The 12,982-nt window shown below is 60.4% G+C and carries 11 protein-coding genes; 7 read left to right on the top strand and 4 right to left on the bottom strand.

Annotation, left to right across the window (positions count from 1 at the left end; all coding sequences use genetic code 11):
- Nucleotides 1-515 precede the first annotated feature (515 nt).
- From ACXAIC_RS10630 to hemP, 4 genes are all read left to right on the top strand, one after another.
- Nucleotides 516-1,694, top strand: a complete 1,179-nt coding sequence (locus ACXAIC_RS10630) for a BaiN/RdsA family NAD(P)/FAD-dependent oxidoreductase (protein ID WP_475177576.1) — start codon at nt 516-518, stop codon at nt 1,692-1,694.
- Between the two features lie 108 nt (nt 1,695-1,802).
- Nucleotides 1,803-2,840: a LacI family DNA-binding transcriptional regulator gene (locus ACXAIC_RS10625; protein ID WP_475177573.1), complete on the top strand. Its 1,038-nt coding sequence runs from the start codon at nt 1,803-1,805 to the stop codon at nt 2,838-2,840.
- Between the two features lie 83 nt (nt 2,841-2,923).
- Nucleotides 2,924-3,388, top strand: coding sequence for an Rrf2 family transcriptional regulator (locus ACXAIC_RS10620; protein ID WP_475177570.1), 465 nt, complete (start codon nt 2,924-2,926; stop codon nt 3,386-3,388).
- Between the two features lie 619 nt (nt 3,389-4,007).
- Nucleotides 4,008-4,223, top strand: coding sequence for a hemin uptake protein HemP (gene hemP, locus ACXAIC_RS10615; protein WP_475177567.1), 216 nt, complete (start codon nt 4,008-4,010; stop codon nt 4,221-4,223).
- Nucleotides 4,224-4,319: 96 nt separating this feature from the next.
- Here hemP and ACXAIC_RS10610 read toward each other — a convergent pair whose 3' ends face one another.
- The 4 genes from ACXAIC_RS10610 to betI all read right to left on the bottom strand — a co-directional run bounded on the left by ACXAIC_RS10610 (nt 4,320) and on the right by betI (nt 9,820).
- Nucleotides 4,320-5,603, bottom strand: coding sequence for an adenylate/guanylate cyclase domain-containing protein (locus tag ACXAIC_RS10610; protein ID WP_475177561.1), 1,284 nt, complete (start codon nt 5,601-5,603; stop codon nt 4,320-4,322).
- A 426-nt stretch (nt 5,604-6,029) separates the two neighbouring features.
- On the bottom strand, nt 6,030-7,493 hold the full coding sequence (gene betB, locus ACXAIC_RS10605) for a betaine-aldehyde dehydrogenase (protein ID WP_475177556.1): 1,464 nt from the start codon (nt 7,491-7,493) through the stop codon (nt 6,030-6,032).
- Nucleotides 7,494-7,542: 49 nt separating this feature from the next.
- Entirely contained in the window at nt 7,543-9,201 is a 1,659-nt protein-coding gene (gene betA / locus ACXAIC_RS10600; RefSeq protein ID WP_475177551.1) for a choline dehydrogenase, read from the bottom strand.
- A gap of 4 nt (nt 9,202-9,205) precedes the next feature.
- The gene (gene betI, locus ACXAIC_RS10595) at nt 9,206-9,820 is read right to left on the bottom strand and encodes a transcriptional regulator BetI (protein ID WP_475177546.1); all 615 of its coding nucleotides are present in this window, start codon (nt 9,818-9,820) and stop codon (nt 9,206-9,208) included.
- A gap of 194 nt (nt 9,821-10,014) precedes the next feature.
- Here betI and ACXAIC_RS10590 point away from each other — a divergent pair, with 194 nt between their 5' ends.
- From ACXAIC_RS10590 to choV, 3 genes are all read left to right on the top strand, one after another.
- Nucleotides 10,015-10,959, top strand: a complete 945-nt coding sequence (locus ACXAIC_RS10590; RefSeq protein ID WP_475177539.1) for a choline ABC transporter substrate-binding protein — start codon at nt 10,015-10,017, stop codon at nt 10,957-10,959.
- Nucleotides 10,960-11,041: 82 nt separating this feature from the next.
- Entirely contained in the window at nt 11,042-11,884 is an 843-nt protein-coding gene (choW, locus tag ACXAIC_RS10585) for a choline ABC transporter permease subunit (RefSeq protein ID WP_475177533.1), read from the top strand.
- The gene (choV, locus tag ACXAIC_RS10580) at nt 11,881-12,927 is read left to right on the top strand and encodes a choline ABC transporter ATP-binding protein (RefSeq protein ID WP_475177528.1); all 1,047 of its coding nucleotides are present in this window, start codon (nt 11,881-11,883) and stop codon (nt 12,925-12,927) included. Before choW ends, choV begins: the two co-directional genes overlap by 4 nt.
- Nucleotides 12,928-12,982 lie beyond the last annotated feature (55 nt).

The raw sequence follows: 12,982 nt of genomic DNA, 5'->3' as shown, positions 1-12,982 counted from the left end.
TTTTTGATGCGCTTTTGTGCGGAGCTTGCGGGACATGCCGGCCTCATCTTGAGGGGGAAGAGTGATACATAGCATCATTCCGGCGGCCACTCTCCTTTAAGCCCTCTTGGGGCGTGTGCTACGACCCCGCATCATAGGCTCAGGAGAGTGGCCGCCGGAATTACGCTATGTATGAAAGGCTCGCGGTTGGCAAAAGGCGTCGCAATCCCACGCCGGTCAGCCCCGGTCAAGCCGTGGACGGCCGCACGAGGAAAGGGGCTTTTCTCCAACGGCTGCCGAAAAAGACCTTCATCCTGAGGAAGGCTGTGAGATGGGCTATCGGCCTTCCTCAAGAGAGGGAGGGGACAAGGCCTGCGTTGATTTTCTCCGCGTTTGGACAGAACGCGTTGTGACAGGCATGGGGCAACTGCACCGGCGGTGACAGGTCCATCTGTCCGGGCTGCCCAAACGGGGCTCTTGGTGCTGGTTGCAATTGTCTCTTACCCGCTGCGCTCAAAGCCGCTATAAGCCCGGCCATGCGAGATCTGGATGTTCTGGTGCTGGGCGGTGGGGCTGCCGGGCTGATGTGTGCGATTGAAGCGGCAAAGCGCGGGCGCAAGGTGCTGGTTGTCGATCACGCCAAGCGCCCGGCGGAGAAGATCCGCATTTCCGGCGGTGGACGCTGCAATTTCACCAATCTTCACTGCACACCGGCGAATTTCCTGTCGCAGAACCCGCGCTTTTGCGTGTCGGCCCTGAAGCGCTATGCCCAGCAGGATTTTCTGGCGCTGGTTGAAAAGCACCGCATCGCCTGGCACGAAAAAACACTAGGTCAGCTTTTTTGCGACCACAGCGCCAAGGACATCATCCGGATGCTGCTGGACGAGCTGGAGGTGGCCGGGGGGGCCCTGCAGCTGGAGACACAGGTCAAGGCCGTCGACAAGCCGGATGACCATTTCTCCGTTGCCACCTCAAAAGGCCCTTTGCGGGCGCGCGCGCTGGTGGTGGCAACCGGCGGTCCCTCGATCCCCAAAATGGGCGCGAGCGGGTTCGGCTATGAGCTCGCCAGCCGGTTCGGCCTGGGGCTTGTGCCGCCCCGGGCGGCTCTGGTTCCGCTGACCTTTTCGGACGCCAACAAGGATTTATGCGGGCGTCTGGCCGGGGTCGCGCTGGATGCGCGGGTTTCGGTCGGCAAGACCTCATTCCGCGAAGGGCTGCTGTTCACCCACCGGGGGCTCTCCGGACCGTCCATCTTGCAGATTTCCTCCTATTGGCGGGAAGGCCAGCCGATCCGCGTGGATCTGGCGCCCGATGCCGATGTGTTTGACGGGCTGAAGGCCGCCCGGCAGGCGACCCCGAAACAGGACCTGAAGACGGTGATCGGCCAGTTTCTGCCCAACCGGCTGGCCGATGAACTGGCCGGGGCGTTCCACCTCAAAGGCCGTCTGGCGGACCAGTCCGACAAGGTTCTGCGCCGCACCGCGGACCAGCTGACCCGCTGGCAGCTGACCCCGGTCGGTACGGAAGGCTACCGCACGGCAGAAGTGACCCTTGGCGGGGTGGACACGAAGGAGCTGTCCTCCAAGACGCTGGAGAGCCGCAAGGTGCCGGGGCTCTATTTTATCGGCGAAGTGGTGGATGTGACGGGCCATCTCGGCGGCTTCAATTTTCAATGGGCCTGGTCGTCGGGCCACGCGGCCGGGCAGGCCGTGTGAGGAAAGGTGCTTGAAGACCGGAATCCTGCACTGCAGCAATTTCGGGTGACCGGAGCTGTTTCAAGGATATATTGGTATCGGGAAACAAGGACCGGGCGTGGGGAGCGGATGAAGCGGGTCACCATTCACGATGTTGCGGCCGCCGCAGGCGTCAGCCTGGCAACGGTCGACCGGGTGCTGAACGGGCGGCCCGGTGTGCGCAAGGTGACCATCGAGAAGGTCCTTCGGGCGGTGGAGGCGCTGAACTACACGCCGGATGTGTTTGCCGCCGGTCTGGCCAAGAAACAGGCCTACCGGTTGCACTTTCTCATTCCCAAAGGGCCGAACGCCTTCATGGAGGATCTGACCCGGGAAGCGGCCTCCCATGCCCAGACCATGGGGGGCGACCGGCTGCAGGTTCATGTGGAGCCGATCGATGCTTTTGACGGGCACCGGGTTGCCGGAACGCTGGCGGTTCTGGACAGGTCGGTTTGCGATGGGGTGGCCGTGGTCGCCCCGGCTTTTGCGGAAGTCCGGGCAGCAATTGACCGGCTGCAGGACCGGGGCGTGCCGGTGGTCACGCTTGTTTCCGACCACCCGGGCTCCGCCCGCCGGCATTTTGTCGGCATCGACAATGTGTCGGCCGGGCGCACCGCAGGCCGGCTTATGGGCCGGTTCCTGCCCGAACGGGCCGGGCAGATCGGCCTGATTGCCGGGTCCCGGGGGCTGCGCGATCATGCGGAGCGCTACCAGGGCTGCTGTGATGTGATCACGACGGAATTTCCGCATCTTGAGCTTTTGAGCGTGCGCGAGGGCCGGGACGACAACCGGCGCAATCACGATCTGGTCACCCAGCTTCTTGCAGAGCATCCCGGTCTGGCCGGACTTTACAATGTGGGGGCGGGCAACCGGGGCACGCTGAGCGCCCTGTCGGCGGTGGCGCCCGGGACAAGGCCGGTTTTTGTCGGCCATGAGCTCACCCCCTATACCCGCGATGCGCTGCGCAGCGGGGTGATGGACGCGGTGATCGCCCAGGACCCGGGCCACGAGATCCGCAGCGCGATCCGGGTTCTGAAGGCCCTGTGCGACGGGGTCCCGATCATCGCGGATCAGGAGCGCATCGGCATTGATATTTTTCTCAGGGACAACCTGCCTGACCTATCGTGAGCAGGTGGAATTTCTTAAAACTGCACTCCTGCATTCAATTTTTAGCATTGACGTTTCGGGAAAGGCACCGCATATCTTAGCGCATGCGCCTGACACAACAGACCAATTACGCGGTGCGTGCGCTGATGTATTGCGCCGTGAACCCGGACAAGCCAAGCAAGGTTGCGGAAATCGCTGCCAGCTTTGACATGTCTGAAACCCACCTTTTCAAGATCATGAAGGTTCTGGTTGACGCCAACCTGATCCGGACCATTCGGGGCCGCAATGGCGGTGTGATGCTGGCCCGCCCGGCGGAGCAGATCTCGGTGGGGGAAGTGGTCCGTGCTGCGGAAGAAAGCTTCGCATTGGCGGAGTGTTTTGATTCCGGCCGGAAGGATTGCCCGCTGATCTTGTCCTGCGGCTTTAACGGCTTGCTGCATGAAGCGCTGGAGGCCTTCATGGAAGTGCTGGACGGAAAGTCGGTTGCGGATCTGTCGGAGGACAGGTTCGGCATGCGCGGCCTGTTGAAAATCGACGCCGCCGACAGCCCGGTCGCTGCCAACGCCTGACGCTGTGGACGATTACGGGTCAAAAGCGCCACCATCCGGTTGGCGCTTTTTTTGTGTGCGCCGGGACCAACGCCGTCCCGGTCTTGAAAGAAGCGGCACCCACACTTTCCGCCTCTCCAGGAAACCTCCCGCCTCTGACAGGAAAGGATGCGGCCGTCTTTGAGGCGGGGCTACCGTGTGGTTTGAAGGAGTGCGGCAGACAAGACAAGTCTCCGCTCATGCCTGCGGGGACAAGGCACCTGCCTGAACATGTCCGCAATATCCATTGTGATCTGGACAATGGTCGCGAGATGTCTGGTGAGAAAGGGTACGCCAAAAATTCCCCTTGGGCGGGGGAGGAAAAGGCCGGGCTGGCTAGCCGCTGAGGGAGAGGAGAGGGCGGTTGGCTGGCCTGGCATTTTGTGTCTTCGGTTTCCCGAAAACTCCGTCTCGAGCAGAACCGGAGGACGCGATTTCCAGTTCTGTTTCGATCAGGCATTGCCTTGATAGGAAAACTTGAGTATGAGTGTCAAGTATAAAGTTGAGTTAGATACTCACCTTTTAATTGTTCTTATCTGGACCCCCTTGAGATCAAGCATCAAAAGGGGGCAAAGCAAAGGCCAGGGACCGAATTTCGCGCATGACACTTACAGCGAACAGCCAGAAGCGCCGCCTCTCCATCACCACCTCCAGTGGCTCCCGGCACGCATTGGCCAGCAAGATGCTGCAGCAGCCGAAAACAGAATTCGATTCGCGTGAACTGTTCAGCGGCCTGCGGCAGATTCAGATCCTGCACAATGAAGAAACCTATCGTTTGTCCATCACCAAGCAGGGCAAGCTGATTCTGACGAAATAAAGGGTCTCAGCCCGCTCCGGACACTCCGTCCGGCGCGGGCTGGGATCGCCTGTTCAAACAGCGCGAGATGAAGCGTGCCGCGCCCGGCGACCGCGTTCAGGCCGCAAAAATAGACACAGGTGTTCCGACACCGCGCAACACATGATCGCCCATGGTGGTCAGCCCGGTTTTAAGATCGTCGTCCAGGGCTGCGCGCACAGGCTCTGTCAGGAGTAATTCCCGGCCCAGGGGCTTGCACAAGGATTCCACGCGGCTGGTTTCATTGACCGCCCGGCCAATAACCGTGAAGTCCAGCCTTTCCTCCCCGCCCACATTGCCAAAAAAGACCTCGCCACGATGCAGGCCGATGCCGATCTTCAGCGGATGCCAGAAGTCTGCCGGCGGCAGATCCTCAGGCGGGGCCGCATTCAAGGCGTCGATGGCCGCAAGCGCTGCTTTGGCTGCTTTCAAGGCAGCTGTTGCGGCTGCACCTTCGCCAAGAACCTTCTGGTCGAACACCGCCAGCAGCCCGTCGCCCATGAATTTCAGAATGTCACCGCCATGGCTCAGCACCGCCTCCGAGACACGGTCGAAATAGGCGTTCAAAATGGCAGTCACCTCCGGCCCGCTCAGCCGGTCGGCCAACTGGGTAAAGGCACGCATATCGGCCATGAACACCACCGCTTCGATGGCCTCGCCGTCGCCGCGCCGGATTTCGCCGTCCAGCACCCGCTGTCCTGCGATGGGGCCCAGATAGGTGTCGGCGACATTGCGGGCGATCCGCTGCACGATATGCCGTTCCACATGAAGGGCGAGCAGATCAATCAGCTGGCGGATCACCTTTTTGTTGGTGTCCGAGGGCCCGCCCGGCCTGCAGGTGGCCAGCGTCATGGCGTTGAAGGTTTTGCCGGTGGCGCTCAGGGGCATGGCGATATAGGCGGTAAAGCCCTGTTCCGCCAGTTCTTCCATCAGCGGAGCAGAGGTGCGGCCCTCTTCGCTTTCCAGATCCACCCGAATGGTATCCCCCTCCATGATGACCTTGTAGAGCGGGTTGCGGGTGAAAGCGGCTTGCTGAATGGCACCACTGTCCGCAGCAATCTCGTCGCAAAACTGGTCAAGGCTGCTCCAGAACCAGGAAAAACCGATGACGCGAGGGTGCAGCGTGCCGAAATGCAGCGTGCAGCGGTCGATCCCGAGACCGGCCGCCTTGCAGCGCCACATGAACTCTTCGAACATCAACATCACATTGTCGATGCGGGTCGCCTCATGCAGCAGCCAGGACTCAAGCTCCTCAAGGGTCTGGGTTACCGGGGCACAGGAGGGCCCGCGCGCGGAGCGCTTCAGGAGGTGGACATGCGGCGCATAGCTGCGTGGCGCGGGATCGAGCACAGGGGGGGGCATGAAGGCTCCAGAGAGTATGTCTTTCGAAACTGAAGGCCGTTCGAAGCCCGCGGTAAAAGGAGTCGAACTTCAGCTTCAGGTGAGCAGTCTTGTGCGGACGGCCGTAAAGTGCAATGTGAAAACGATCCCGGTCTGGTTTGGCCTGCCGGTTTGGGCCGTTTCCAGGAGCAAACCGCATCTACCAGGCTTTGTCTTTTGCTGCCTGACAACAGAGGTTTCAGCGCAAAAGACAACACCATTTGAAACCGGATGAACGGCGCCGGCTAGTGTGGTGGAATTGAAATACGCCTCATTTGCGCAGCGCGCGCCGTAGCGCATTTCAATTCCGAAAAACACATTAGAAACATAGGCGTGCTGGTCACTCCCATGACTCTGAAGCTCGTTCGGAACACGCTGGAAATCGAGACGATCTTCACAGTCGGGCGACTAGAACGCGGCTTCGACCCCGTCCATCTCCACATAAACGCTTTTGACCTGGCTGTAATAGTCGATCGCCGCATGGCCGTTTTCGCGGCCCATGCCGGATTTCTTGTAGCCGCCAAAGGGCATTTCGATCGGGGTGAGATTGTAGGTGTTGATCCAGCAGGTGCCCGCCTGCAGGCGGGCAATGACCCGGTGGGCCCGCTGGATGTCCCTGGTGAACACACCGGCTGCCAGACCGAACTCCGTGTCATTGGCGCGGGCAACGACATCGTCCTCATCGTCAAAGTCGAGCAGGCTGAGCACCGGGCCGAAAATCTCTTCCCGCGCAATCCGCATGCCGTCCGTCACATCGGCAAAAACGGTCGGCTGGACAAAATAACCATCCGGCAGGCTGGCTACGGTTGCAGCGCCGCCACCACAGACAAGACGCGCGCCTTCCTGTTTGCCGATCTCAAGATAGGACAGCACCTTGTCGAGCTGGGCTTTGGAGACCAGCGGGCCTATCGTGGTGGTCTCATCCAGCGGGTTTCCCAGAACGGCGTCCTGGAGCCGCTCGGCAAGGCGGGCGAGGAACCGGTCCTTAAGGGCCGTGTGCACAAAGACCCGTGTGCCGTTGGAACAGATCTGGCCGGTGGAATAGAAATTCGCGTTGATCGCCGCCGAAATGGCGTTTTCAAGATCCGCGTCATCAAAGATGATCAGGGGCGACTTGCCGCCAAGCTCCAGAGTGGTCTTTTTCAAGTGTTCCCCGGCAAGGCCCGCAACCTTGGCACCGGTCGGCACCGAGCCGGTTAGCGAGACCTTGGCAATGTCCGGATGGGCCACCAGCCTGGCGCCCACATCGCCGAAGCCCTGGATGACGTTGAAAACCCCGTCCGGAAGGCCTGCTTCGCTCAAGGCCTCGGCGAGCTTGAGGGCGCTCAAGGGCGTAATTTCCGAGGGCTTGAAGATCATGGCATTGCCGCAGACCAGCGCAGGAGCGGCCTTCCAGCAGGCGATCTGGATCGGGTAGTTCCAGGCGCCGATGCCAAAACAGATGCCGAGCGGCTCGCGCTTGGTATAGGCAAAGGAGCCGCCAAGATCGATATGCTCGCCGGTCAGCGTGGCCGCCAGGCCGCCGTAATATTCGAGGCAATCTGCGCCGGAGGCGGCGTCGGCAACGAGCGTTTCCTGCAAGGGTTTGCCCGTGTCCAGGGTTTCCAGAACGGAGAGCTCATGGTTTTTCTGCCGCAATAGGTCCGCCGCCCGGCGCAAAACCCGGCCGCGTTCGGCCGGCGGTGTGGCCGCCCAGACGGCCTGGCCCTGTTTGGCTGCGGCAAGGGCTGCCTCGATCACCGCGTCGTCGGCGGGCCGGATCTCCGCAATAACTTCGCCGGTGGCCGGATAAACGGACGGAAACGGGGTGCCGGAGCGGCTCTCCAGATAGGAGCCGCCGACATAGTGGGAAGCTTGGGGTTGGGCGCGCATTGAAGTGCTCCTGCTTGGGGCCGGTCCGAAGGATCCGGCCCGATGTTTTTTAGCGTTGGCTGTGGTCCCAGTCGGGGTGGATCCAGGGCTCCTGGTTCGACGCTGGCAGCGGCTCCTTGCCTAATATATGGTCGGACGCCTTTTCACCCACCATGATGGACGGGCCATTCAGGTTGCCATTGGTAATCAGCGGGAAAATGGAACTGTCGGCGACGCGAAGCCCCTCCACCCCGATCACCCGGCAGTGCGGATCAACCACGGCCATCGGATCGTCCTTGGCCCCCATGCGGCAGGTGCCACAGGGGTGATAGGCGCTTTCCGCATGTTCGCGGATGAAATCATTCAGGGCATCGTCGCTCTGTACATGGGCGCCCGGCTGGATCTCCTTGCCCCGATAGGGGGCAAAGGCTTCCTGGCCGAAGATTTCCCGGGTCAGGCGAATGCAGGTCCGGAAATCCTCCCAGTCTTCGTCCACGGACATGTAGTTGAAGAAGACGGAGGGTTTCTGGCGCGGATCATTCGAGGTGAGGCGCACATGTCCGCGCGATTTTGAACGCATCGGGCCGACATGGGCCTGGAAGCCGTGGCCCTCGGCGGCCGCCTTGCCGTCATAGCGCACGGCGAAAGGCAGGAAGTGATATTGGATGTCGGGATATTTCACCCCGGCTTTGGAGCGGATAAAGGCACAGCTTTCAAACTGGTTGGATGCGCCAAGGCCTTTCTTGAAAAACAGCCACTGCGCCCCGATCAGTGCCTTGGAAACAAGGTTCCAGTGTTTGTAAAGAGTGATCGGCTGGGTGCAGGCCTGCTGGATATAGAGTTCAAGATGGTCCTGCAGATTGGCACCAACCCCCTGCCGGTCCGCAACAACGTCGATGCCGAGGGCGGAAAGCTGGCCGGCCGGGCCGATCCCGGAGTGCAGCAGGATTTTCGGGGAGTTGATGGAGGAGGCCGACAGCACCACCTCGCGGCCGGCATAAGCGGCCCGGATCTGGCCGCCGGTTTCAAACTCGACACCGGTGGCCCGGTTGTTTTCAATAAGCACCTTGCGCACAAGGGCGCCCTTGATCAGGGTCAGATTGCTGCGTTTGAGAGCGGGCTTCAAATAGGCATTGGCGGCGGACCAGCGGCGGCCCCTGTGGACCGTCATTTCCATGTCGCCGAAGCCTTCCTGGCGTTCGCCGTTATAATCCTCCGTCACGCCGTAGCCGGCTTGCAGTCCGGCGTCGCGGAACGCATGGAACAGGGGGTTCCACTTGGTGCCGCGCTGAACATGCAGGGGGCCGTCCGTGCCCCGCCAGCCGGCCTGGCCTTCCGGGTTCTGCTCCAGGCGTTTGTAATAGGGCAGCACATGGCGGTAGCCCCAGCCGCTGGCGCCCATCTCTTCCCAGGTGTCGAAGTCGCAGGCATGTCCGCGCACATAGACCATGCCGTTGATGGATGAGGAGCCGCCAACGACCTTGCCACGCGGCGTGGCAAGCCTGCGCCCGCCCAGATGCGGTTCCGGTTCACTTTCATAGCCCCAGTCGTAAAGCGGCATGTTCATGGGGTAGGAGAGGGCCGCAGGCATCTGGATCAGCGGTCCCATATCCGTGCCGCCGAACTCCAGCACCAGAACCTTGTTGGCCGGATCTTCCGACAGCCGGCTGGCGAGCGCGCAGCCTGCCGATCCGGCGCCTACGATGATGAAATCAAACCTGTCTGTCATTCGCTCAAGCTCCGGCTGTCCGGCCGTTCTGAAGGGCCGCATGGGCGGCAATCTGTGTTTCGACATAATCCTCCACCAGCGCAATGGCTGCGTGACGGTCGGAGGGGGTGTTGCGCAGGGCCTGACGGATCCAGACACCGTCGATCATGGAAGCGGTGCCTTCGGCAATCCGGCGCGCTTCATGTGCCGGCATGAAGACTTTAAGATTGTGGGTCAGGTTGGACGTCAACCTTGAGGAGTAGATCTTCAAAAGGCGGCTGTTGCTCTGTGTGGTGCGCGATTGCACGTAAAAGGCCAGCCAGGCGGCGATGACGGCAGGCTTGAACTGGTCCTGCGCAAAATTGCCGTGAATGATCGCGGAGATGCGCTCACGGGGCGTTGCGGCCGTGGCCAGATTGCTGCGGATCGCGCGGCCGAGCTCCGTCAGAAGATGGCGCATGGTTGCGGCAAGCAATTGATCTTTTGAGCCAAAATAATGATGCACCAGACCGCCGGACACACCCGCGCGTTTCGCGATCTCCGCCATTGTAATGTCTGTGTATCCACGTTCGTGAATCGCATCGACAGTGGCGTCAATCAGGCTTCGGCGCCGCTGCGCCTCCATTCCAACCTTGGGCATTGTCTTCTCCGAAGTTCCTGGTGTCTTATTTTTAATTGATCAGTCAATCAATGAAAACTTGCAAAATAATTCCACGGATGTTTGGATTGTTTGGTGGCAGCCTGTTAAACAAAACACCAGAGGCGGTTCTGCCCATGATCACATTCGCTTCTTGCAGCAAAGAACGAATCCAATTTCCCGAAGGAGGTTTACTCATGAAATTCACAGCGACACTCGCTGGAGGTCTTGCAATTGGCCTGATGTTGTCCGGAACGGCGCTGGCAAGCGACCCGGAAAGCTGCAAGACCGTGCGTTTTTCTGATGTGGGCTGGACAGATATTACGGCGACGACTGCGGCCTCCTCCGTGGTTCTGGAAGCGCTTGGCTACACGCCGGATGTGAAGCTGCTCTCCGTACCCGTGACCTATGTATCCTTGAAAAACAAGGACATCGATGTGTTCCTCGGGAACTGGATGCCGACTATGGAAGGGGACATCAAACCCTATCGCGAAGATGGTTCCGTGGAGACTGTGCGGGCCAATCTGGAAGGGGCAAAATACACCCTGGCCGTGCCGCAATACACTTATGACAAAGGCCTGAAGAGCTTTCAGGACATTGCCAAGTTCCGCGAGGATCTGGACGGAAAGATCTACGGCATCGAGCCGGGCAATGACGGCAACCGCCTGATCATCGGTATGATTGATGAAAACCTGTTTGACCTGAAAGGCTTCGAAGTTGTCGAGTCCTCCGAGCAGGGCATGCTGTCCCAGGTGGCCCGGGCAACCAAGCGGGACAAGGATATCGTGTTCCTTGGCTGGGAGCCGCACCCGATGAATGCCAATTTCGACATGGCCTATCTTGAAGGCGGGGATGATGTCTTCGGCCCGAACTATGGCGGCGCCACTGTCTATACCAATGTGCGCGCTGGCTATACCAAGGAGTGCCCCAATGTTGGCAAGCTCCTGGAAAATCTCGAATTCTCCCTGCCGATGGAAAACGAGATCATGGGGGCGATCCTGACAGACGGTGAAGATCCGAACAAAGCTGCCGCCGCCTGGCTGAAAGAGCATCCGGCGACTTTCGAAACCTGGCTGGACGGCGTGACAACCTTTGATGGCGGTGACAGTGTCGCGGCCGTCAAGGGCGCCCTTGGCCTTTAAGCAGGCACAATCCACCGAGAGCGCCGGCCAAAGTGCCGGCGTTCAAGCTTTTTAAGAACGAAAAACAAGAAGGGGCAGCAGGTTGGACTGGCTGACAGAACACAAGATACCGATTGGACCTTGGACCAAAGACATATTCGACTGGCTGACAGACCATGCCGCCGCATTCTTCGATTGGGTGTCTTCTGTCCTGGCAAGCCTGATCGACGGTATCATGTGGGTGCTGCAGGCCCCGCACCCGCTTGCCGCCGTCGTGATTGTCGCCGCCCTGGCCTATGTGGTTAAACGCTCTTTGTCCTTCGTACTGTTTGTTGCGGCCGCGCTGCTGATGATCATCAACCAGGGCTATTGGGAAGAAACCACGGAGACGCTGTCCCTGGTGCTTGCCGCTTCGGTGGTCTGCATGGCAGTGGCGGTGCCGGTTGGCGTCATGGCGGCGCACCGGCCGCGTTTTTTTGCGTTTCTAAGGCCGGTTCTGGACATGATGCAGACGATCCCGGCAATGGTCTATCTGATCCCGGCGATGATCCTGTTTGGCCTTGGTTTGGTTCCGGGGCTGGTTGCCACAGTCATCTTTGCCATTCCGGCCCCCATCCGTTTGACGCAGCTTGGCGTGTCTTCGACGCCGACGGCCCTGATTGAAGCCGGCGAGGCGTTCGGGGCCACCAAGTTCCAGCTCTTGTGGAAAGTGGAGTTGCCCTATGCGCTGCCGCAGATCATGGAGGGACTGACCCAGACCATCATGCTGTCCTTGTCCATGGTCGTGATTGCCAGCATGGTCGGCGCGGAGGGGCTTGGAGTCGAAATCATGCGGGCTCTCAACACGGTGAACATCGCCAAGGGCTTTGAGGTGGCCGTCTGTATTGTGCTGATTGCCATTGTGCTGGACCGGTTCTTCCGGAGAAAAGAAGGAGGCGGGCAATGAGCGGTCAGACATCCCAGGCAGTCGTGTCCTTCCACGGTGTCGACATCGTTTTCGGCGAAAAGCCGGAAACGGCGCTGCCGCTGATTGATGCCCGCAAGACGCGGCAGGAAATCCAGGCGGAAACCGGCCAGATCCTTGGGGTCGCCGGCGCGGATTTTGAGATCTACGAAGGCGAAGTGCTGGTGCTCATGGGCCTGTCCGGCTCTGGCAAGTCCACGCTGTTGCGCGCGGTCAATGGTCTCAATCCGGTGATCCGGGGGGAGGTCAAGGTTCATGACGGCGAAACCTATGTGAACCCGGAAACCTGTTCCCCGGCAGAACTCAGGGCCTTGCGCCGGGGCCGCATTGCCATGGTGTTCCAGCAATTCGGTCTTTTGCCCTGGCGTACGGTCTCGGAAAATGTCGGCTTCGGCCTGGAACTCTCGGGTCTCACCAAAAAGGACCGGGCCGCCAAGGTGGCCGCGCAGTTGAAGCTGGTTGGCCTTGACGGCTGGGGCGAAAAATATGTGCATGAATTGTCCGGCGGCATGCAGCAGCGTGTGGGCCTTGCCCGCGCCTTTGCCACCGATGCGCCGATCCTGCTGATGGACGAGCCGTTCTCCGCCCTTGACCCGCTGATCCGTGACAAGCTGCAGGATGAGCTGCTGGACCTGCAAAAGGAACTGAACCGGACCATCATCTTTGTCAGTCACGATCTGGATGAAGCGGCCAAGATTGGCTCGCGCATCGCCATTATGGAAGGCGGCCGGGTGGTCCAGCTGGGCACACCGCAGGAGATCGTCAAGAACCCGGCGGATGACTATGTGGCTGATTTCGTCAGCCACATGAACCCGCTGAATGTGCTGCGCGCCCGCGACATCATGGTGCCGCCTGGCAGCCTGCCGGGATCGCTGGCCAGCGGTGTGACCTGTGAGAGCAGCACGCCGGTGCGCGAGATCGCCCGGCTGAAAAAATCCAGCTCAGACCCGGTGGTGGTTCAAAAAGACGGCGCGATTGTCGGTGTGATCGGCGAAGCCGAACTTCTGGAGTGTATGCTGAAATGACCCCGTCTGTGCGCTGCAGGCGCGGGGCACAAGGGCTGCGACCACATGAAACAGA

Source organism: Roseibium sp. AWQ4_254 (assembly GCF_056161025.1).
Note: the sequence above shows the minus strand (reverse complement) of the source record. Positions and strands in the feature narration are given on the sequence as shown.

Bases quoted from the DNA above. Each gene is read 5' to 3' on its own strand.
- ACXAIC_RS10630 (WP_475177576.1), top strand. From the start codon at position 516: ATGCGAGATCTGGATGTTCTGGTGCTGGGCGGTGGGGCTGCCGGGCTG.
- ACXAIC_RS10625 (WP_475177573.1), top strand. From the start codon at position 1,803: ATGAAGCGGGTCACCATTCACGATGTTGCGGCCGCCGCAGGCGTCAGC.
- ACXAIC_RS10620 (WP_475177570.1), top strand. From the start codon at position 2,924: ATGCGCCTGACACAACAGACCAATTACGCGGTGCGTGCGCTGATGTAT.
- hemP (WP_475177567.1), top strand. From the start codon at position 4,008: ATGACACTTACAGCGAACAGCCAGAAGCGCCGCCTCTCCATCACCACC.
- ACXAIC_RS10610 (WP_475177561.1), bottom strand. From the start codon at position 5,603: ATGCCCCCCCCTGTGCTCGATCCCGCGCCACGCAGCTATGCGCCGCAT.
- betB (WP_475177556.1), bottom strand. From the start codon at position 7,493: ATGCGCGCCCAACCCCAAGCTTCCCACTATGTCGGCGGCTCCTATCTG.
- betA (WP_475177551.1), bottom strand. From the start codon at position 9,201: ATGACAGACAGGTTTGATTTCATCATCGTAGGCGCCGGATCGGCAGGC.
- betI (WP_475177546.1), bottom strand. From the start codon at position 9,820: ATGCCCAAGGTTGGAATGGAGGCGCAGCGGCGCCGAAGCCTGATTGAC.
- ACXAIC_RS10590 (WP_475177539.1), top strand. From the start codon at position 10,015: ATGAAATTCACAGCGACACTCGCTGGAGGTCTTGCAATTGGCCTGATG.
- choV (WP_475177528.1), top strand. From the start codon at position 11,881: ATGAGCGGTCAGACATCCCAGGCAGTCGTGTCCTTCCACGGTGTCGAC.